This is a genomic window from Rhizobium sp. N621 (genome assembly GCF_001664325.1).
GTDB lineage: Bacteria > Pseudomonadota > Alphaproteobacteria > Rhizobiales > Rhizobiaceae > Rhizobium > Rhizobium esperanzae.
In genome coordinates, this window is sequence record NZ_CP013495.1 from 3,518,310 (window position 1) to 3,537,032 (window position 18,723).

The 18,723-nt window shown below is 59.9% G+C and carries 20 protein-coding genes; 8 read left to right on the top strand and 12 right to left on the bottom strand.

What is annotated here, in order from left to right; genetic code table 11:
• Positions 1-50: 50 nt before the first annotated feature.
• Positions 51-3,434: a hybrid sensor histidine kinase/response regulator gene (locus tag AMK00_RS17050; RefSeq protein WP_064811169.1), complete on the top strand. Its 3,384-nt coding sequence runs from the start codon at positions 51-53 to the stop codon at positions 3,432-3,434.
• The gene (locus tag AMK00_RS17055; protein WP_064811170.1) at positions 3,427-4,344 is read left to right on the top strand and encodes a response regulator transcription factor; all 918 of its coding nucleotides are present in this window, start codon (positions 3,427-3,429) and stop codon (positions 4,342-4,344) included. The genes AMK00_RS17050 and AMK00_RS17055 overlap by 8 nt, the downstream gene beginning before the upstream one ends.
• A 179-nt stretch (positions 4,345-4,523) precedes the next feature.
• On the opposite strand, the gene AMK00_RS17060 is transcribed toward AMK00_RS17055, so the two are convergent.
• From AMK00_RS17060 to AMK00_RS17085, 6 genes are all read right to left on the bottom strand, one after another.
• On the bottom strand, positions 4,524-5,645 hold the full coding sequence (locus tag AMK00_RS17060; protein WP_064811171.1) for a branched-chain amino acid ABC transporter substrate-binding protein: 1,122 nt from the start codon (positions 5,643-5,645) through the stop codon (positions 4,524-4,526).
• Positions 5,646-5,765: 120 nt separating this feature from the next.
• Positions 5,766-6,119, bottom strand: coding sequence for a DUF6867 family protein (locus AMK00_RS17065; protein WP_064804534.1), 354 nt, complete (start codon positions 6,117-6,119; stop codon positions 5,766-5,768).
• Positions 6,120-6,137: 18 nt separating this feature from the next.
• Positions 6,138-6,881, bottom strand: coding sequence for an ABC transporter ATP-binding protein (locus AMK00_RS17070; RefSeq protein ID WP_170965895.1), 744 nt, complete (start codon positions 6,879-6,881; stop codon positions 6,138-6,140).
• Positions 6,881-7,756: an ABC transporter ATP-binding protein gene (locus tag AMK00_RS17075; RefSeq protein ID WP_064804536.1), complete on the bottom strand. Its 876-nt coding sequence runs from the start codon at positions 7,754-7,756 to the stop codon at positions 6,881-6,883. The genes AMK00_RS17070 and AMK00_RS17075 overlap by 1 nt, the downstream gene beginning before the upstream one ends.
• Positions 7,756-9,147, bottom strand: coding sequence for a high-affinity branched-chain amino acid ABC transporter permease LivM (gene livM / locus AMK00_RS17080; protein WP_064804538.1), 1,392 nt, complete (start codon positions 9,145-9,147; stop codon positions 7,756-7,758). Before livM ends, AMK00_RS17075 begins: the two co-directional genes overlap by 1 nt.
• Positions 9,148-9,151: 4 nt before the next feature.
• Positions 9,152-10,054 carry a branched-chain amino acid ABC transporter permease gene (locus AMK00_RS17085; protein WP_064811172.1) on the bottom strand — a complete coding sequence of 301 codons (903 nt, stop codon included), beginning with the start codon at positions 10,052-10,054 and terminating at the stop codon, positions 9,152-9,154.
• A 535-nt stretch (positions 10,055-10,589) separates the two neighbouring features.
• Between AMK00_RS17085 and cysQ the strand changes: the two genes are divergently transcribed.
• Complete coding sequence (gene cysQ / locus AMK00_RS17090; RefSeq protein WP_064804540.1) at positions 10,590-11,387, top strand: 3'(2'),5'-bisphosphate nucleotidase CysQ; 798 nt, start codon at positions 10,590-10,592, stop codon at positions 11,385-11,387.
• A gap of 584 nt (positions 11,388-11,971) precedes the next feature.
• The gene (locus AMK00_RS17095; protein WP_064804542.1) at positions 11,972-12,697 is read left to right on the top strand and encodes a sugar transferase; all 726 of its coding nucleotides are present in this window, start codon (positions 11,972-11,974) and stop codon (positions 12,695-12,697) included.
• Positions 12,698-13,076: 379 nt separating this feature from the next.
• On the opposite strand, the gene AMK00_RS32610 is transcribed toward AMK00_RS17095, so the two are convergent.
• On the bottom strand, positions 13,077-13,391 hold the full coding sequence (locus AMK00_RS32610) for a helix-turn-helix transcriptional regulator (RefSeq protein WP_064811174.1): 315 nt from the start codon (positions 13,389-13,391) through the stop codon (positions 13,077-13,079).
• A gap of 37 nt (positions 13,392-13,428) precedes the next feature.
• The gene (locus AMK00_RS17110; protein ID WP_064811175.1) at positions 13,429-13,647 is read right to left on the bottom strand and encodes a hypothetical protein; all 219 of its coding nucleotides are present in this window, start codon (positions 13,645-13,647) and stop codon (positions 13,429-13,431) included.
• A 113-nt stretch (positions 13,648-13,760) separates the two neighbouring features.
• Between AMK00_RS17110 and sciP the strand changes: the two genes are divergently transcribed.
• Entirely contained in the window at positions 13,761-14,036 is a 276-nt protein-coding gene (gene sciP / locus AMK00_RS17115) for a CtrA inhibitor SciP (RefSeq protein ID WP_007533628.1), read from the top strand.
• Positions 14,037-14,056: 20 nt separating this feature from the next.
• Here sciP and AMK00_RS17120 read toward each other — a convergent pair whose 3' ends face one another.
• Positions 14,057-14,524, bottom strand: coding sequence for a paraquat-inducible protein A (locus tag AMK00_RS17120; RefSeq protein WP_064811176.1), 468 nt, complete (start codon positions 14,522-14,524; stop codon positions 14,057-14,059).
• 135 nt (positions 14,525-14,659) lie between these two features.
• On the opposite strand from AMK00_RS17120, the gene AMK00_RS17125 reads away from it, so the two are divergent.
• Complete coding sequence (locus AMK00_RS17125) at positions 14,660-14,938, top strand: GNAT family N-acetyltransferase (protein WP_064804549.1); 279 nt, start codon at positions 14,660-14,662, stop codon at positions 14,936-14,938.
• Positions 14,939-15,093: 155 nt separating this feature from the next.
• Here the strand turns inward: AMK00_RS17125 and AMK00_RS17130 are convergent, their stop codons facing one another.
• Positions 15,094-15,447 carry a hypothetical protein gene (locus AMK00_RS17130; RefSeq protein WP_064811177.1) on the bottom strand — a complete coding sequence of 118 codons (354 nt, stop codon included), beginning with the start codon at positions 15,445-15,447 and terminating at the stop codon, positions 15,094-15,096.
• Positions 15,448-15,884: 437 nt separating this feature from the next.
• Between AMK00_RS17130 and ctrA the strand changes: the two genes are divergently transcribed.
• Entirely contained in the window at positions 15,885-16,586 is a 702-nt protein-coding gene (gene ctrA, locus AMK00_RS17135; RefSeq protein ID WP_064811178.1) for a response regulator transcription factor CtrA, read from the top strand.
• Positions 16,587-16,801: 215 nt separating this feature from the next.
• Here ctrA and AMK00_RS17140 read toward each other — a convergent pair whose 3' ends face one another.
• Both AMK00_RS17140 and chpT read right to left on the bottom strand, forming a co-directional pair.
• Positions 16,802-17,164 (bottom strand): response regulator, encoded by a 363-nt coding sequence (locus AMK00_RS17140; protein WP_064804550.1) that lies wholly within the window; start codon positions 17,162-17,164, stop codon positions 16,802-16,804.
• 119 nt (positions 17,165-17,283) lie between these two features.
• Positions 17,284-17,931 carry a histidine phosphotransferase ChpT gene (gene chpT / locus AMK00_RS17145; protein ID WP_011426568.1) on the bottom strand — a complete coding sequence of 216 codons (648 nt, stop codon included), beginning with the start codon at positions 17,929-17,931 and terminating at the stop codon, positions 17,284-17,286.
• A gap of 193 nt (positions 17,932-18,124) precedes the next feature.
• On the opposite strand from chpT, the gene AMK00_RS17150 reads away from it, so the two are divergent.
• A complete protein-coding gene (locus AMK00_RS17150; protein WP_064804552.1) occupies positions 18,125-18,712 on the top strand; it encodes a DUF1134 domain-containing protein in 588 nt (195 codons plus the stop codon).
• Positions 18,713-18,723: the final 11 nt, after the last annotated feature.

An 18,723-nucleotide genomic window follows, 5' to 3' on the forward strand; every position in this document is an offset into this window, starting at 1 on the left:
GCCAAAACTGTTCCGAGACGATAGGCCAACCGGAATGCCGGAAGGAAGACATGGCAGCGCGCCAACGCATCATTCCGGTAAGACGCGAATATAATCGCTGGGTCGCCAACCAGACGCTGGAAGACTACGCGCTGCGCTTTACCGCAAAGAGCGCCCGCCACTTCTCCTCCCAGCGCATCGCACAGACGGCGATCGGCGCGATCTCCTTCCTGGCGCTCGAGGCGATCGGCGGCGCCATCACCCTCTCCTACGGCACCACCAACGCCTTCTGCGCCATCATCGTCGCTTCGCTCGCCATGCTGGCGATCGGTCTGCCGATCAGCCGATACGCCGTCCGTCACGGCGTCGATATCGATCTGCTGACGCGCGGCGCCGGTTTCGGGTACATCGGCTCGACCATTACCTCGCTGATCTATGCGAGCTTCACCTTCATGCTGTTTGCGATCGAGGCCTCGATCATGTCCGGCGCGTTGGAACTGGCGCTCGGCATTCCCCTCTGGATCGGTTATATCGTCAGCGCCGTCATGGTGATCCCGCTGGTGACGCACGGCGTGCGGCTGATCAGCAAGTTCCAGCTGATGACCCAGCCCTTCTGGATCGTGCTGAATATCCTGCCCTTCCTCTTCATCGCCTTCATGGACTGGGAGAAATTCGATCTCTGGCGCGCCTTTGCCGGCATCCGCCATGTCGCAGGCCCGCCCGGCACCGTCGCCGATTTCGATCTGGTGGAGTTCGGCGCCGCTTCCGCCGTCATCCTCGCCCTGATGTCGCAGATCGGCGAACAGGCCGACTTCCTGCGCTTCCTGCCGCCGGAACCGCGGCGCAAGTGGCGCCATCGCCTCGCCGTCTTCCTTGCCGGACCCGGCTGGGTTGTCATTGGCGCACCGAAGCTGCTTGCCGGTTCCTTCTTGGTCGTGCTGACGTTGGCCTCGGGCGTGCCGGTCGATCGCGCCGCCGATCCGGCGCAGATGTATCTGACCGCCTTCGGCTATATGATCCCCTGGCATAATGCCGCGCTGTTGCTGATGGCGGCCTTCGTCGTCGTCTCACAGTTGAAGATCAACGTGATGAACGCCTATGCCGGCTCGCTCGCCTGGTCGAACTTCTTCTCGCGGTTGACCCACAGCCATCCGGGCCGCGTCATCTGGCTGGTCTTCAACGTCGCGATCGCCCTTTTGCTGATGGAACTCGGCATCTACCGGCTGCTGGAGGAGACGCTCGGCATTTTCTCGATCGTCGCCATGGCCTGGCTCTGCACGATCTTCGCCGATCTCTTCATCAACAAGCCGCTGGGGCTCGCTCCCCCCGGCATCGAGTTCAAGCGTGCTCACCTCTACGACATCAATCCGGTCGGCCTCGGCGCCATGGCGCTGTCGGCAACGGTGTCGCTGATTGCTCATTTCGGCGCCTTCGGCCCGCTCGCCGCCTCGCTTGCCCCCTATATCAGCCTCGTCGTCGCGCTCATCGCCTCGCCGGCACTCGCCTGGGTGACGAAAGGCAAGTTCTATCTCGCCCGCAAGCCGCGCCAGAGCTGGAAGAACCTGACGAACATCACCTGCTCCGTCTGCGAGCACCCTTTCGAGCCGGAGGATATGGCATGGTGCCCGGCCTATGCCGCGCCGATCTGTTCGCTCTGCTGCTCGCTCGACAGCCGCTGCCACGACATGTGCAAGCCGGCCGCCCGTTTCAATGCGCAGGTCGGCACCGTCGCCAAGGTCCTGCTGCCGGAAGCCGTTCTGAGCAAACTGACGACGCGCCTCGGCCGCTACGGCATCGCCGTCGTTCTGGCCTTGGCCGCCATCGGCGCGATCCTGGCGATGATCGCCCATCAGGTCGCCGCCGCCTCTCCCGAGACGGCCGAGGTGGTCAACCGCACCATCCTGGTCGTCTTCTTCGTCTTTTCGGTGATATCGGGAGTCGTCTGCTGGTTCTACGTGCTCGCCCATGACAGCCGCGTCGTCGCCGAGGAGGAATCGTCGCGCCAGAACACCCTGCTGCTCAAGGAAATCGCCGCCCACAAGAAAACCGATGCCGCCCTGCAGAACGCCAAGGAGACGGCCGAGGCTGCCAACCGCGCCAAGAGCCGCTATGTCGTCGGCCTCAGCCACGAACTGCGCACGCCGCTGAATGCCGTGCTCGGCTATGCCCAGATCCTCGAACGCGACGAAACGATCCCCGCGCCGCGCCAATCCTCGATCAAGGTGATCCGCCGCAGCGCCGAACATCTCTCGGGGCTGATCGACGGCTTGCTCGATATTTCCAAGATCGAGGCCGGCCGCCTGCAGGTCTATTCGAACGAGATCAACATCCAGGACTTCCTCGACCAGATTATCGAGCTGTTTCGCCCGCAGGCACAGGCAAAGGGACTTGCCTTCATCCATGAGCGGTCGCCGGCCCTGCCGCAATTCGTCCGCACCGATGAAAAGCGCCTGCGCCAGATTCTCGTCAACCTGCTCTCCAATGCCATCAAATTCACCGACGAAGGCAGCGTCACCTTCGATGTCGCCTATCGCAGCCAGGTTGCGACCTTCACCGTCACCGATACCGGCCGCGGCATCGCCGAGAAGGACCTGACGCGCATCTACGAACCTTTCCAGCGGGGCGAGGCAGACAGCGTCCGGCCGATGCCGGGCCTCGGCCTCGGCCTCACCATCACCCGGCTTCTGACCAACACGCTTGGCGGCGAGATTGCGGTCTCGAGCGTCAAGGACGAAGGCTCGGCATTCCGTGTGCGGCTGATGCTGTCCGCCGTCATGCGCGCCGCCGCGCCGCCGCAGGAAAAACGCATCGTCGGTTACGACGGTCCGCGCCGCACCATCGTCGTCGTCGACGACAATGAGGATCACCGGGAGATGATGCGCGAAATCCTGGCGCCGCTCGATTTCATCGTGCTGACGGCGGCAGGCGGGGCCGAATGCCTGACGCTGATCGACGGCATCCTGCCCGATCTGTTCCTCGTCGATATACTGATGCCCGGCATGAGCGGCTGGCAGCTCGTCTCGCGTCTGCGTGAGGCTGGCCAGACAGCGCCCGTTGTGATGCTTTCGGCCAATATCGGCGATGCGACGGTTCTGAGCGACAGCGACGACAGCCACAATGATGCGATCGGCAAGCCCGTCGACATCCGCCGGCTGCGCGACAAGCTCGCGTTGCATCTTGGCCTGAACTGGGTCTATGCCGATGACGCCCCCGCCGCTCCTGCAAAGACCGCAGCGCCGATGCTGGGCCCGGGTGCAGCCCATGTGCAGGAATTGCTGCGGCTCGGCGAGATCGGTTACATCAGGGGCATCGAAGCCAAGCTTTCGGACCTTGCCAAGGTGGAGGCAAATCGGCCATTCACCGAGGCTCTTCGACCCTATGTGGCCGCCTTCGATCTGGCTGGCTACATGACCTTCCTGCACGACTTCGACGAAAAGGTGGAATCCATTGGCTGAGCCGGCCCTCCCTCGCGACATCGTTCTACTTGTCGACGACTCGCCCGAGGCGCTCGGTTTCCTCACAGACGCGCTCGAACAATCCGGCTTCTCCGTGCTGATCGCCACATCAGGCACGGCAGCGCTTGGCATTGTCGAGCGGATCACGCCCGATCTGATCCTGCTCGACGCCGTGATGCCCGCCATGGACGGCTTCGAGACCTGCCGAAGGCTGAAGGCGAATGCCACTGTAGCCCAGGTGCCGGTCATCTTCATGACCGGCCTGACGGAGACCGAGCATGTCGTGCACGCGCTGGAATCCGGCGGCGTCGATTACCTCACCAAACCGATCAACATCGACGAACTGCGCGCCCGCATCCGCGTCCATCTGCGCAATGCCCGCTCGGCCCAGAGCGCCCGCGTTGCGCTCGACGCTGCCGGCCGTTATCTGCTGGCGGTCAAGGGCGATGGCGCGATCCAATGGTCGACGCCGCAGGCGACCCGGTTGGTCAATGCCGCCATAGGCAGTGACGACGGCATGGAGATCGTCGTCCGCCATATCGCCGGCTGGATGCGTGACCGCGTGGCAGCAGTGCGCGACGGCATCATCTCAATCACCCATGCCGGCCAAGCGGCGCTGCAGCTTGCCTTCCTCGGCGCGATCGGCCCTGATGAATATCTCTTCCGCCTCACCGCCGCCAGCCAGCGCAGCGACGACGAGATGCTGCGCCAGCGTTTTTCGCTCACCCAACGAGAATCCGAAGTGCTGCTCTGGATTGCCAAGGGCAAGGCCAACCGTGACATCGGCGAAATACTGGGCTTGTCGGCACGCACGGTGAATAAACACCTCGAACAGATCTATGTGAAACTCGGCGTCGAAAACCGCGCGTCAGCGGCCGTGAAGGCGACGCATGTTCTGCATGAGATGTGAGGGATATTGAAACGCGCCGCCCCCCCCGCACGATGTCGGCTGCAAGCTTTCGAATAACCCCGGTCCGGCACGCCCCTCGCCTCGAAAAGGCGCACCACGATTGAGATGTCCCGAAAATGAAAGAAGCCCGGCCGGAACCGGGCTTCGATCAGATCATGTTATCGACAGGCAAGCGAAGCTTACATGCCCTGCGGGACATAGGTGTACTTGCCGTCCGCGCCCTTCTTCCATTCGTACATGATGTAGCCAGGAATCTTTGGATCACCCTTTTCGTCGAACGAAATGTCGCCGAGAACCGTCGGGAACGGGCCCTTTTCCTTCATGGCCGTGGCAACGGCTTCAGGATCCACCGAACCGGCAGCCTTGGCAGCACCGGCGATCGCCTGCATCGCAGCGTAGGAGTAGAGCGTATAGGCTTCCGGGTTGAAACCGGCGGCCTTGAACTTTTCGACGAGCTCCTTGTTCGCCGGGTTCAACGTCGGATCGGGGCCGAAGGTGTTCAGGGTACCGGCGACAGCGTCACCGGCGATCGAGGCCAGTTCGTTGGAAACGATACCGTCACCAGAAACCAGCGTGGCCTTCAGGCCCTGGTCTGCGGCCTGACGGATGATGAGACCGGCTTCGGTGTGCAGACCGCCCCAATAGATAATCGAGACGCCGGCTTCCTTCATCTTGGCGATGAGGGCCGAGAAGTCCTTGTCGCCGACATTGATGCCTTCGTACATGACTTCCGTGACACCAGCGGCATTCATGGCCTTCTTGGTTTCGTCGGCAAGGCCCTGACCGTAGGGGGTCTTGTCATGAACGACGGCGATCTTGGCATCCTTGAAGTGGTCGGCAAGATACTTGCCGGCGATGGCGCCCTGCTGGTCGTCACGGCCGCAGGTGCGGAACGTGTTCCAGAGGCCGCGCTCGGTGAACTTCGGGTTGGTAGCGGCCGGGGTGATTTCGAGAATGCCGTTTTCGGCATAGACTTCCGAAGCCGGGATCGAAACACCCGAGTTGAAGTGGCCGATGACGAACTTGACGCCGTCGGCAACAAACTTGTTGGCGACCGAGATGCCCTGCTTCGGGTCGGAAACGTCGTCGCCGAGTTCGACCTTGATCTGCTCGCCGTTGATGCCGCCAGCAGCATTGATGTCGGCGGCTGCCTGCTCGGCACCCTTCTGAAGCTGAGCGCCGAAAGCGGCGTTCGGGCCGGTCAGCGGACCAGCGACAGCGATGAGGACGTCGGCCCAAGCGTTGCCGCTGAAGGCGACCATCGCCGTCAGAGCCACTGCCGACAGAAGAGACTTCTTCATATTGTTACTCCCAATTTTTGGGCGGGTTCCGGTCCAAGGCCCGGCGCATTACCCACCATTGACTGCGCCAGGAAAGCTGTTCCACTCTGAAGGCAATTCATGCCTAGTTTCAACGGACTGTCAATGTTTGTCCTTCCACGAAAACGCGGAAGTTTTTTCGTACAGCCAGTAATAGTTGTTGACCATCTGATTGGTACGGCGAAAGCGGTAGCCGGCCGTCGAGAAGACTAGCAAGGTCACGAAGTCGATGCCATAGAAGAGACCGCTGAGCATCGGTCCATTGAACAGGGCATGGTGTAGAAACTGCATCGCCCAGGCCAGGAGGAAGGTGTAGACGACGGCGAGCGGATAATTGTTCCAGCCGTCAGCCACCGCCTTGCCGGCTCGCCAAGCCGTCCAAAAGCCGATCAGTACGACGAGGGCGCGAATGACAAGCCGGACGCCGTCGTCGCTTTCGAAGAAAAGTCCCTGCATATCAAACTCTCCCTTCGACTAATGTCTTCCGCCTTCGAGATAGGCGGCGCGGACTTCCGGGTTTGCAAGCAGTTCCTTGCCGGAGCCGCTCATCGTCACCTTGCCGTTCACCATCACATAAGCGCGGTGCGAAAGTCTCAGCGCCGCGAATGCATTCTGCTCGACGAGGAACACGGTGAGGCCTTCCTGCTCATTAAGCTTCCGGATCGCTTCGAAAATCCCCTTGACGATCAGCGGCGCCAGGCCGAGCGAAGGTTCGTCGAGCAGCAGCAGCTTCGGGCGCGCCATCAGCGCGCGGCCGATCGACAGCATCTGCTGCTCGCCGCCTGAAAGCGTGCCGCCGCGCTGGGCGTGACGTTCCTTGAGACGCGGGAAGAGCGTGAAGATCTTCTCGACGTCCTCGGCGAAAAATTTGAGATTGTCGAGACCCGCGCCCATCTGGAGGTTTTCCATGACCGTCATGCGCGGGAAGATGCGGCGCCCTTCCGGCGACTGCGCGATGCGCAGGCGTGCGATTTCATGGGTCGGCATACGAGTGATCTCGCGACCCTCGAAGACAACCGAGCCCTTACGGGCCTGGGGACTGCCGCAGATCGTCATCATCAGCGTCGACTTGCCGGCGCCATTGGCGCCGATCAGACTGACGATCTCGCCCTTGTTGACCGCGACATCGATGCCGGCCAGCGCGCGGATATTGCCGTAGTAGGTTTCGACGCCATTCACCTGAAGGAGCGGTTGACCCGTCATGACTGCATCGCCCATCAGTTTGCGCCTCCTTCGAGCTGCTCGACGGTTGCAATCACCTCTTCCACTTCCTCATCCTCGACGCCGAGATAGGCCGCAATGACCTTCGGATCGTGCTTCACATGGTCCGGCGTGCCATCGGAAATCTTCTGGCCATATTCCAGGACGACGACGTGATCGGAGATTTCCATAACCACAGACATGTCATGCTCGATGAGAAGAATGGAGGTTCCGGTATCGGCGCGAATGCCCTGCAGCAGCTCGTTGAGCTTAGCAGATTCGCGTGGGTTGAGGCCCGCGGCCGGTTCGTCCAGGCAGAGCAATTCCGGGCCTGTGCACATTGCGCGCGCGATCTCGAGACGGCGCTGGGCGCCGTAAGGCAGATCGCCTGCCGGATCGTCGGCACGCTCGATCAGATCGGCCTTTTCAAGCCAATGACGCGCCAACTCGACGGCGGCTGCGGCTTCTCGCCTATAAGGGCCGATGCCGATGAGGCCGAGAATGGTATAACCCGACGCCTGCATCAGCTTGTTGTGCTGGGCAACGAGCAGATTTTCCAGAACCGTCAGGCCGGAAAACAGCCGGATGTTCTGGAATGTGCGCGCCACCTTGGCTTCCTTGGTAATGCGAAAGTCCGGGAGACGCTCCAGCAGGTACTGCTTGCCGCTTCTCTGATTAAGCGTGATCATCCCCATCGTCGGCTTGTAGAAGCCGGTGATGCAGTTGAAGACGGTGGTCTTGCCGGCGCCGTTCGGACCGATCAACGCGGTGATGTCGCCGCGCTTGGCCTCGAAGGAGAAGTCGTTGATGGCCATCAGGCCGCCGAACTTCATCGACAGGTGCTCGACCTTAAGAAGCGTGTCGCTCGACATCGTATTGGTGACGGGGCTCATCAACCGTGGCCCTCCTTGGTGAAGCTTCCGGATACGGCCTTGCGTGTCTTGAGGAAGGCGGTTGGTTCACGCGATCCGACGAAACCGCGCGGTTTGAACAGCATGACGACGACCATGGCGAGACCGAAGAGCAGCATGCGGTAGAGTTCCGGCGTGAAGTCGGGCCCGAAGACTGCTTTCAGGAAATCCATTTCGCGCAACGCTTCGGTACCGCCTACCATGACGATCGCGGCGATCGCAATGCCGGTCAGCGAGCCCATGCCGCCGAGAACGACGATGGCGAGAACGACGGCCGATTCCAGGAAGATGAAGGATTCGGGCGAGACGAAGCCCTGGCGAGCGGCAAAGAACGAGCCCGCGAAGCCACCGAACATGGCTCCCGTCGCGAACGCCGTCAGCTTGGTCGTCACCGTGTTGATGCCGAGCGAACGGCAAGCGATCTCGTCTTCACGCAGCGCTTCCCAGGCACGCCCGATCGGCATGCGCCGCAGGCGGATGGTGACGTAGGCCGTCAGCATGCACAGCGCCAGGATCAGGTAGAAGAGGAAAATCTTGTAGTAGGCGGAAGACATCGGCAGGTGAAAGAGCTTGGCAAAGCCGCCGGCCGTCGCATCGAAGGGAATGCCGAAGAGGGTCGCCTTCGGAATGCTCGAGATGCCGAAGGTTCCCTTGGTCACGTCGGTCCAGTTGATCAGGACGAGACGGATGATCTCACCGAAGGCGAGCGTGACGATGGCGAGATAGTCGCCGCGCAGACGCAGCACCGGGAAGCCGAGAATGACGCCCCAGAGCGCCGCCAAGGTGCCGGAAAGCGGCAGCAGCACCCAGAAGGACAGGCCGAAATAGCTCGACAGCAGCGCGTAGGAATAGGCGCCGACCGCATAGAAGGCGACGTAACCGAGATCGAGCAGGCCGGCGAGACCGACGACGATGTTCAGCCCCCAGGCGAGCATCACGTAGATCAGGATCTGGATGCCGAAATTGTCGACCCATTTCAGCGAGCCCTGAGCACCGACGAGCGCCACGATCACGACAGGATAGAGCACCAGCGCGAGCAGCGCGAACTTCAGGAAATGGCGATGGAAGAAGTTCTTCTCGGTCGAGATGTCGAGATCGCCTTCCCGTGCCTTCCTAAGCTTGCGGCGGTCGATGTTCGGCTTGATGAAAACGACCATCGCGAAACGGCCGATCGCGGCGATAGCGACAAAGATCGCCAGCAGTCCCCAGCGCTGAACGATGATCAGCTCGTTGTTGATGTTCTGATCGGTTTTCAGGCCGACATAGAGAACGAACATGCCGAGGGAGAGAACGGCGGCGAAAAGGGCTTCGATAAGACCTTTGCGGACAAGTCCGGCATCGGGCTTGCCTGCAGAATTCTCGATGTTTGCCATGACGTTATACCTTCTCGACTTCCGGCCGTCCGAGGATGCCCGTCGGCTTGAAGATCAGCACGAAAGCGAGGATGGCGAAGGTCGCCACATCCTTGTACGCGATGGTGAAATAGGCTGACCACAGCGATTCGATCAGACCGATCATCAGCCCGCCGAGAACGGCGCCCGGCAACGAGCCGATGCCGCCGAGAACGGCTGCGGTAAATGCCTTCACACCCGGCGTGAAACCATCGGCGAACGAAGCGACGCCATAATACATCAGATACATCGTCCCGGCGACGGCAGCCAGCGCCGCCCCCATGACGAAAGTGATCGAGATCGTCTGGTCGACATTGACCCCGAGCAGCGCTGCCATCTTGCGATCCTGCTCCGTGGCGCGCTGGGCGCGGCCAAGCGCGGTATGATTGACGATATACCAGAAAACCGTCAGCAGCACCGCCGTAATCAGGATAATGATGATCTGCTTCAGCGACACCGATATGTTGCCGAACTGGTAAACCGAGCTCACCATCGGCGGGATCGGCTTGTTGCGCGGCCCCTGCGTCACCTGGATGAAGTTCGACAGCACGATCGACATGCCGATCGCGGTGATCAACGGTGCAAGGCGGAAGGATCCGCGCAGCGGACGGTAGGCGACACGCTCGATCGTCCAATTCCACAAACTCGTCATCAGCATCGCGACGACAAGCATCGCCAGCAGCAAAATTGCCACCGGGAGACCTGCGAAGATGGATGTGAGGACGAGAAAGACGATAAGAGCGGCGAAACCACCGAGCATGAAGATGTCGCCATGGGCGAAATTGATCATGCCGATAATGCCATAAACCATCGTATAGCCGATAGCCACGAGGCCATAGATGGATCCGAGCGTCAGCCCATTGAAGAGCTGCTGGACGAAATACTCCATATGTCGTTTTCCCCTGGATGCGAGCCGAAGATGCTGCATCTCTTTTTGGTTATTCGGCTCCCCGTTCAAGGAACCTCATAGGCCGCATGCATAGCGGTTTCGTTGAAAATGTGAAGACAAAAAGGATTTACTCCAGCAGATTCTTGTTCGAACAGGCCTAATTGGCGCGTTTTGAACCAAAATCCACAGAAAATCGGCAAAGACCGACCCATTTTTAGCCAAAACCTGCTGCCGGCTTAACCATCCGGCAAGCGCGCCTTCGATTTCGTGTGTCGCTTCCCGCGTAAGCTATTCCACAAGGCTGGAAGAAAGCGCAAATTCAACCCTTGAGGTCGTAGTTTTTGCGAATGGTATTTCACAGGTAAATGCCGCCATCCCTCGCCTGACAGCTGCGGGAACTTATGGTAGCATCTTCAATCTGCGTTATCGGGGGTGCGGGGCGCGGCGAGAACCACCATATCGATATCTGGTGCGACAGGGATGGTTGACGACGAGCGACAGCGGGCGCTCGCGTGCGGCGAACGGCAAAAGGACAATGCTGACGACATTTGAAAAGGCGGCGCTCGAAGCCGGCAAGGCCATCATCGCGGTTTTGCGCGAAGGCTTTCCCGTCGCCATGAAGGCGGACGCAAGCCCGGTTACGGTTGCCGACGAGGAGGCCGAACGCATCATCCTCGCCCATCTGTCCAGGGATTATCCCGATATACCCGTCGTGGCGGAAGAGTCGGTTGCCGCTGGAAACGTGCCCGACATCAGCGGCCGGGGCTTCTTCCTGGTCGACCCCCTCGACGGCACCCGTGAATTCGTCGACGGACGGCAGGAATTCACCGTCAACATCGCCTATATCGAGAACGGCGCCCCGGTCGCCGGGATCGTCTATGCGCCGGCGCTCGGGCTCGCCTTCTCAGGGGAACGCGGCCGTGCCGAAAGGCTCGACGTCACCGAGGACTTCACCATCGGGGCGCGCACCGCAATTGCCGTGCGCGAGCAGCCCGACGATCGGCTTGCACTTGCAAGCCTTCGTCACAACAGCCCGGAGACGGGAACCTTCCTCGCCGATCACGCGATCTCCAAATGCACCAATATCGGCTCCTCGCTGAAATTCTGCCTGCTGGCGGAAGGCAAGGCCGACGTCTATCCACGCTTCACCCGCACGATGGAGTGGGACACCGCGGCCGGCGATGCGGTGCTGCGCGCCGCCGGGGGATCGACGGTGACGCTCGACGGGGCGCTGCTGACCTATGGCAAGACGGGGACGGCGGCCGATTTCGACTTTGCCAACCCGAAGTTCATCTCCTGGGGCGGCAGGAAACGCGTCCTCGAACCGGCGTGACCGTCCGCGGGCATTCGCAAATGCCGTGATAGCGCGATCCCGCTCATTATGATGTTCTGCGCCTGCCGCGGCATTCCCTGCCGCGTTCGAGCCGCACAGCAGACCCTCGCAGAAACCGGCAGGTGATTTGGCCGAGGTGGTCGCGTGATGGCCTGGCCTAACTCTCTATCTCTCACAGTTTTGAGCGCTGTCGATTCGGCCTTGATTTTGTCATATTCTGACACATTTTGAGAACGGCCGAACATATCCGGCAAAAAAATTCACGTCGGAATTCGTTAAAAATGCCGTCTGCCAACCGTCGGTCGCGTGTCGAAACAACACGAGGACAGCCCCATGGAAGCCTTTGCCAAAGGCCTAAAAACCTTGATGAAATTGCAATTCTTAACGAAATATCATGAGCTTGCCTCAACTTAACGCAAGTGCGAAAGATTTGTTGCGATGCGATATTTCTCTGGACACCATTACACAATTGTCGCATTTTTCCGTTTTAGTAGGGTTACCAACACCTGAGTGCAGCCCTGGTCAGGGCAAACCATTGATCGCCTATTGCCGCCGCGCCCCTCGAAGACAACAGAGTACGATCCTTGAGCATCACGGAATTAAACAACACCATTTCGACTGATTCCTTCCGGCCGAGCCGCCGCCAGCAGCCGAGCCTGAAGATTCAAACCCCTGTCATCCATAGCGATGCCTCCCAGGTGCCGTTGGTGGATCTAGCCCTGAAGCGGGCGTTCGACATAGTTTCGTCGTTGAGCGCCCTCCTCGTCCTCGCCCCTTTCCTTCTCCTCGTCGCCCTGCTGATCAAGCTCGACAGCCCGGGACCGGTGCTGTTCAAGCAGACCCGTTGGGGTAAGAACTGCAAGGCCATCAAGGTCTACAAGTTCCGTTCCATGCGCACCGATCTTTGCGATGTCTCGGGCGTTGCCCAGACGGTGAAGAACGACCCCCGCATCACTCGTATCGGCGCCATTCTGCGCCGCACGAATATCGACGAGTTGCCGCAGCTGTTGAACGTGCTGTTGGGCGACATGTCGGTCGTTGGTCCTCGCTGCCATGCAATCGGCATGCGCGCCGGCGGCATGCTCTATGAAGAGCTCGTGCCTGAATATCATCAGCGCCACGCGATGCGCCCCGGCATGACCGGTCTTGCCCAGATGCGTGGCCTGCGCGGTCCGACCGATCGTCCCGCCAAGGCGCGCGCCCGCATCGCTTGTGATCTTTATTATGTCGGGAATTTCTCGATCTTGATGGACATGCGCATCATCGTCGGGACCGTCGTATCAGAAGTGACCGGCGGAAAAGGCTTTTAAAGAGCGGTTCAGCTTTCCACGGAAGCGCAGAACCGCCATAACCTTTTGTATTTATGCAATTCCCGGCAAAAGCGCTTCGCGCTTTGCCTGGGAAAACCGCTTCGTGCTTTTCTAGGAATTGCTCTAGAGCTTTTCCGGGTTAGATTGAAGCATTCTGCCGGAGCAGGTTTTCGTCAGGGCAGAGGCGATTGGCGACGGGCATACCCCAAGGTATGTCCGAGCCGATCGCCTCTGATCCTGGCGGAAAGATGCCCGGCCCTTCGGGTTGGCTCAAACGGAGTCGGCTGATCGACCGGCCGGCTTGGCCGTAGAACTGGGCTACGACGCGCGCCGGCCGGTCGACCATCCGACTCCGTTTGAGCCAACAGAATGCTTCAATCTAACCCGGAAAAGCTCTAGGCTTTTTATGAGAAGGACCGGCTGCCTCAGGGCGGCCGGTGCCGTTCTGGCGACCCTGCGTGCGGTTGACCGTATATGGCTTGGACATCGCGCTCTTCAGATAACCATCGACCGCATGCGACGAGAGATCGAGAATAATCGCGATCTCATCGCTGCTCTTGCGTTTCGCCGACAACGCAGCTTCGATCTGCCGCCGGCTAGACGTTTCCGGCGAACCATCTTCGGGATTGCTGTTGCTTGAGAGCTGCTCCAGAAGCTCACGCAGCCACAGCGCATTGCCATAGAATGCTCCCATGCCGACATGGCTGCCCGAGTAGCGAAAATGTATTGTTTCAGGTCAGCGTCGTGCAATGCGGGGCGAAGCCGTTCTTCAGGCCGGGCACCTGGAAGAGCCTGTCGAGGCGGCAATTTTCCTGATCGGCCGCACCTTCCGCAATCGGTCCCTCCTCGCAGAAGATCGGCGAACCGTCCGCTTCGTCGCCGTCACCGGTGCCATAGAAGCGATCGACGTGCTCGTGAGTGCCTGGCGGGATTTTGCCTGGCTCGTTCACCGGCCGCTCCGGGCATCTAAATTTGTTATCAAAGTCTTACGTTGGGCTTAGGCAATTTTTAAATGTGGCAGGCTAGAGTGGCGCTCGTGGTCTTGCGTTGTGTAGAGAGTCCAATGACCGAAATGATACGTCCCCGAGTGAAATATGTCATCGGCCCCGATGGCAGCCCCCTGACCATCGCGGACCTTCCGCCGCCCAATACGCGGCGCTGGGTGATCCGCCGCAAGGCAGAGGTTGTCGCGGCTGTTCGCGGTGGCCTGTTGAGCTTGGAAGAGGCCTGCGAGCGTTACACGCTCACGGTCGAAGAATTCCTTTCCTGGCAGTCGTCGATCAACAGCCACGGCCTCGCCGGACTGCGCACCACGCGCATCCAGCAATATCGCCACTGATCGCACGCCATCGTCGCCATTTATTTCGGGCCGGACGCATCTCCCATCAGGGAATGAAGAAGGCCCGAAATTATTGACGAGGCGGCGTAGCACCAGAGGCCGGGCTGCGTGAAGGCATCCGCCAATCCCGTTGTCTTCGCCGCAGCAATGACGATCGCGACCAGCAGCACGTCCATCATTGACCACTTGGACAGATGCGGCACGACGCGACGATAGAACAGGCTCCCGGCCCCGCTGCCGGCAGCCGTCGCTTCCGCCGCAATCCCGATCATCTTCAGAAACGGAAGCACGATCGAGACCAGCGCGACGATCGCCGCCAGCAGCCCGTCTCCGCCTTGCCAGAGCGAGACGACGATGTCGATGAGCGACGGGGTCTGATCGAAGAAATACAGCGTCTCGAAACGGACCAGCGGCAAGATCAGGCCGAGCGCCAGGAGGAACGGCGCTGCCACGAAAAGAGCGGGGCGGACGATCGAAAGCGCGCTCATTGCCCCAAACATCGCGCCGATCCGACATTTTTCATGAACACTGCGTCTCCCTGAGGAACTGTTCCGCCGGCTTGGCACGACCGCGCCACCGTGTCACCCTCGGCTGCGATAAATATCTGTGTACGAGGAAAGACGATGGATATTCGAAATGAGGAAGGCGCATCCGGCGGCCGTTATGCCGTGGACGTCGAGGGGCACGAGGCGGAGATGACCTATTCGCGCACCTCGCCGAAGCTCGTCATCATCGATCACACGGCGGTTCCTGATGCCCTGCGCGGCAAGGGTGTCGGCCAGGCATTGGCGCTGCGCGCGGTGGAAGCGGCTCGCGCTGGCGGTTGGAAGATCATTCCGCTCTGCCCGTTCTTCAAGGCGCAGGCGCAACGTCATCCGGAATGGCAGGATGTCGTGAACTGATTCGTGGCGCCTGAAGCGGTCGCCGCGTGGAGCGGTGGCGTGCGGACGCAAACGGCGGGAAACACCAAAAGCCATGTATGACGGACGCACGCCCATCATACATGGCTTCTCTGTGGCAATTCCCGGGGCGCCGACGCCGGCGCCCGCATTTTCTCTCAGGCCCTGGCGGCGCGGGCGCCGCTGTCACGTTCCTCCAGCGCCGTCGCCCTTGCATATTCCGCCTGCATTTCCTCAAGCGCCAGTTCCAGCGCCTCTTCCTGCATCTTCAGTTCCTTGATCGAAACCTGCAGGTTGTCGGCCCGCTGACGCGCGGCCTTGGCGAAGGTCGGATAAGCAAAGTGATTCGGGTCGGATATACCGGACTTCTTTTCCTCGACGACGATCTGGCTCTCCAGATCCTTCGTCATCCGTTCGAATTCGGACATCATCATCTGCAATTGCTGCAATTGACGTCGTTTTTCGTTCACCTGAAACTGTTTCAGGCGAACGAGACTTTCTCGCGACTTCATACGCATTACTCCCGTGATGCGAGACCCCGGCTCAACTTGAAACCGCCCTGCGCGCCGCTTTGACACGGTTTGCTAAAAAATTTCCTGCGATATTAACAAAAACCTACCGCTGGTAACCTTTCGTTTACGGGCATCGTTAATGATAGACCCGATGATTTAAGGGTCGGTAAATGCCACGGCATGAAGTTCGAACCTTTTCATTGGCGAGTCGGATGAATCACTTAGTGCTGTTTCCTAATGTTAACGTTGAGGAACGCCTTTTTGAGATTCCTATTGGAAAACAGAGAAATGGAAAAATTATTTAATAAATTCGATACTCCTTGCCAGAGTGAATTAGAATTTGTTAACCATTTCGTGGCAGCTTCCAAATCACGTAGCTTGTTCGGGTAGCGTGTAGGGGGCCAGGCCACCTTTCGGCGGCGGTAAAGGGGATAATTATGCGGGTACTTCTCATCGAAGATGACAGCGCTACGGCGCAGAGCATCGAATTGATGCTCAAATCAGAGAGTTTTAATGTTTACGCCACCGATCTCGGTGAAGAAGGCGTCGATCTGGGCAAGCTGTATGATTACGATATCATCCTTCTCGATCTGAACCTGCCCGACATGTCCGGATATGAAGTGCTCCGCACTCTCCGGCTGTCCAAGGTCAAGACACCGATCCTCATTCTGTCGGGCATGGCAGGCATCGAGGACAAGGTTCGCGGCCTCGGCTTCGGCGCCGACGACTACATGACCAAGCCGTTCCACAAGGATGAACTGGTCGCCCGCATTCACGCTATCGTTCGCCGCTCCAAGGGCCACGCCCAGTCAGTCATCATGACCGGCGAGTTGATCGTCAATCTCGACGCCAAGACCGTCGAAGTCGGCGGCCAGCGCGTCCACCTGACGGGCAAGGAATACCAGATGCTGGAGCTGCTTTCGCTCCGCAAGGGCACCACCCTCACCAAGGAAATGTTCCTGAACCACCTTTACGGCGGCATGGACGAGCCGGAACTGAAGATCATCGACGTCTTCATCTGCAAGCTGCGCAAGAAGCTGGCCAACGCCGCCGGCGGCGCCAACTACATCGAAACCGTCTGGGGCCGTGGTTACGTTCTTCGCGAGCCGGATGGCACCGAATATGCGGAAACCGCTTGATCTTCCGATCCCCCTTATCGGATGACGAAATCCCGCCCTTTCGGCGGGATTTTTCGTTTGTACTGCCGGCGCTGCCGCCGTTAAAGGGATCCCGGCTGATCTGGCCGAACAGGTTGATATCCCGGTCAGGGAAAAGCGCAGCGTCAGCCTGAGCCCGGCGGCGCTTTCGGCACTATGCTCAGGGACGGCCGATGCGGCCCGGAAGAAAGCTGCTGTCAGGCAGCAATCGCGCGGTTTCCGAAAACGGCGGTTAGGATCTTACGATCGAACGGCTTCAGCAGGAAATCGGTGGCGCCGGCTCGTTTACCCGCCATCAGCTTCTTCAGATCCGCCTCGATGACGCAGTAATAGATCTTGACCTCTTTGCCGCCGTCCATGGCGCGGATGGCCGCGATGAGGTCGAGCGCCCCTTCCATGCCGGAATCGACGATCAGGTATTCCGGCAACTCTGTTTGGCAGTGCTGCAGCGCCTCGGCGGCATTGGAGGCCTCGCTGACGAGAAAGTCGAGTTCGGAGAGAATGCGCTTGCCGACCTTACGGACAATGTCCGAATTATCGGTGATCATGAACCTTTGCATGACTACTCCTTTCCCCGCATTCGTCGCAACGAGGGGTCTTCCACAACCTAAGAGAATAGGTCCATCAGGCTAAGGAATCGTTACCAGACGGGCGAGAGCATGCTGCTGCACGCCGAAAATCAGACCGCAGCAACCGTCGCCGTGAACACCAGTTCGTCCGGGCTTGCGCTGTGGTCGAGCGTCATTCCGCACTCCTCGGCCAGAAGCACGGCGTAGTACGGCTGGATCGAATGGGCGTCGATCGCTTCCTCGATCGTGCCCGTCGATATCTCGACGAATTTCGGCGGCAGACGCATCAGCTTGCCTTTCGCCGTGAGCGTGAACTTGGCGTCGAATTCGGGATTTTCAAGCGTTACCTCGAGCACGCCGCCGCGCGGAATCGCCGAATAGGCGACGAGGAAGAGGTTGAGCAGCAGCTTGACGCGGTTCTTGGCCACGATGGCGCGCGGTCCGTTCCAGATCACCTCGGTCTTCTTTTCGGCGATCGCAAAATCCTTGGCGGCCCGCTCGGCCTCGCCGGTATCGATGGAGGCGCCGACTGAACCCGATGCGCCGAAGGCGAGGCGCGCGAATTTCAGACGGACGGACGCGTTGAGCGCACTGGTGCGGATCAGATCCATTGCGTCGGAATCAGCACCGCCTTCATCCAGAAGTTCCAGACCGTTGTTGATCGCGCCGACGGGCGAGATGACATCGTGGCAAACGCGGCTGCAGAGAAGCGCGGCCAGATCCGGGCCGGACAGGGTGAGGTTCGGGTTCTTGGACATCATCGTCTCCTGAAGGGCGGCAATCTCATCGCGCCCGCAATATGCTTCATCAAAATTGCGCGAAGTTTGCGATCGTATTCAGTGCCATAATGACACCATATTTGGTAAACCGATTGTTAAGATCATCGGCGCAAAATGCAGCAATCGACGCGAGCGGGTGCCCGCTCCAGCCAAACGACGAACGGATGACATCATGCGCCTTCGATTTCCGCACCGATTCATTGGCTTCTGCAGGTTGCTTTCGGCCCTCGTCTTCTCCTCGCTGATGATTGCCGGGCCGGCCGCCGCCCAGAACAACGGTCAGTATACGATGCAGGAGATCATCGATGCCGGCCACTCCTTCTTCGGCTCTGCCAGCGGCGGCCTTGCCAAGGTGGTCGAGAGCGCCTTCCAGAAATATGGTCTGCCGAACGGTTATATTCTCGGGCAGGAAGGCGGCGGCGCCTTCATCGCCGGTCTCACCTACGGCGAAGGCCAACTCAACACCAAGAACGCCGGCGAGCATCCGCTCTACTGGCAGGGCCCGTCTCTCGGCATCGATTATGGCGGCCAGGGTTCGCGCGTCATGATGCTGGTCTACGACCTGCCCTCCATCGACGGCATCTATGCCCGCTTCGGCGGCGTCAGCGGCTCGGCCTATGTGATCGCCGGCTTCGGCATGACGGTGCTGAAAAACAACGACGTGCTGGTTGTGCCGATCCGCACCGGCGTCGGCGCCCGCCTCGGGGTCAATGTCGGCTATCTCAAGATCACCCAGGCGCCGACCTGGAACCCCTTCTGAGGCCTTAAAGC

What these genes read in the sequence shown, in the direction of transcription:
- ctrA (WP_064811178.1), top strand. Translation starts at nt 15,885, where the DNA reads ATGCGGGTACTTCTCATCGAAGATGACAGCGCTACGGCGCAGAGCATC.
- AMK00_RS17130 (WP_064811177.1), bottom strand. Translation starts at nt 15,447, where the DNA reads ATGAAGTCGCGAGAAAGTCTCGTTCGCCTGAAACAGTTTCAGGTGAAC.
- livM (WP_064804538.1), bottom strand. Translation starts at nt 9,147, where the DNA reads ATGGCAAACATCGAGAATTCTGCAGGCAAGCCCGATGCCGGACTTGTC.
- AMK00_RS17140 (WP_064804550.1), bottom strand. Translation starts at nt 17,164, where the DNA reads ATGCAAAGGTTCATGATCACCGATAATTCGGACATTGTCCGTAAGGTC.
- AMK00_RS17070 (WP_170965895.1), bottom strand. Translation starts at nt 6,881, where the DNA reads ATGGGCGATGCAGTCATGACGGGTCAACCGCTCCTTCAGGTGAATGGC.
- AMK00_RS17075 (WP_064804536.1), bottom strand. Translation starts at nt 7,756, where the DNA reads ATGAGCCCCGTCACCAATACGATGTCGAGCGACACGCTTCTTAAGGTC.
- AMK00_RS17150 (WP_064804552.1), top strand. Translation starts at nt 18,125, where the DNA reads ATGCGCCTTCGATTTCCGCACCGATTCATTGGCTTCTGCAGGTTGCTT.
- AMK00_RS17125 (WP_064804549.1), top strand. Translation starts at nt 14,660, where the DNA reads ATGGATATTCGAAATGAGGAAGGCGCATCCGGCGGCCGTTATGCCGTG.
- AMK00_RS17060 (WP_064811171.1), bottom strand. Translation starts at nt 5,645, where the DNA reads ATGAAGAAGTCTCTTCTGTCGGCAGTGGCTCTGACGGCGATGGTCGCC.
- AMK00_RS17050 (WP_064811169.1), top strand. Translation starts at nt 51, where the DNA reads ATGGCAGCGCGCCAACGCATCATTCCGGTAAGACGCGAATATAATCGC.
- AMK00_RS32610 (WP_064811174.1), bottom strand. Translation starts at nt 13,391, where the DNA reads ATGGGAGCATTCTATGGCAATGCGCTGTGGCTGCGTGAGCTTCTGGAG.
- AMK00_RS17065 (WP_064804534.1), bottom strand. Translation starts at nt 6,119, where the DNA reads ATGCAGGGACTTTTCTTCGAAAGCGACGACGGCGTCCGGCTTGTCATT.
- AMK00_RS17120 (WP_064811176.1), bottom strand. Translation starts at nt 14,524, where the DNA reads ATGAGCGCGCTTTCGATCGTCCGCCCCGCTCTTTTCGTGGCAGCGCCG.
- cysQ (WP_064804540.1), top strand. Translation starts at nt 10,590, where the DNA reads ATGCTGACGACATTTGAAAAGGCGGCGCTCGAAGCCGGCAAGGCCATC.
- AMK00_RS17085 (WP_064811172.1), bottom strand. Translation starts at nt 10,054, where the DNA reads ATGGAGTATTTCGTCCAGCAGCTCTTCAATGGGCTGACGCTCGGATCC.
- chpT (WP_011426568.1), bottom strand. Translation starts at nt 17,931, where the DNA reads ATGTCCAAGAACCCGAACCTCACCCTGTCCGGCCCGGATCTGGCCGCG.
- sciP (WP_007533628.1), top strand. Translation starts at nt 13,761, where the DNA reads ATGACCGAAATGATACGTCCCCGAGTGAAATATGTCATCGGCCCCGAT.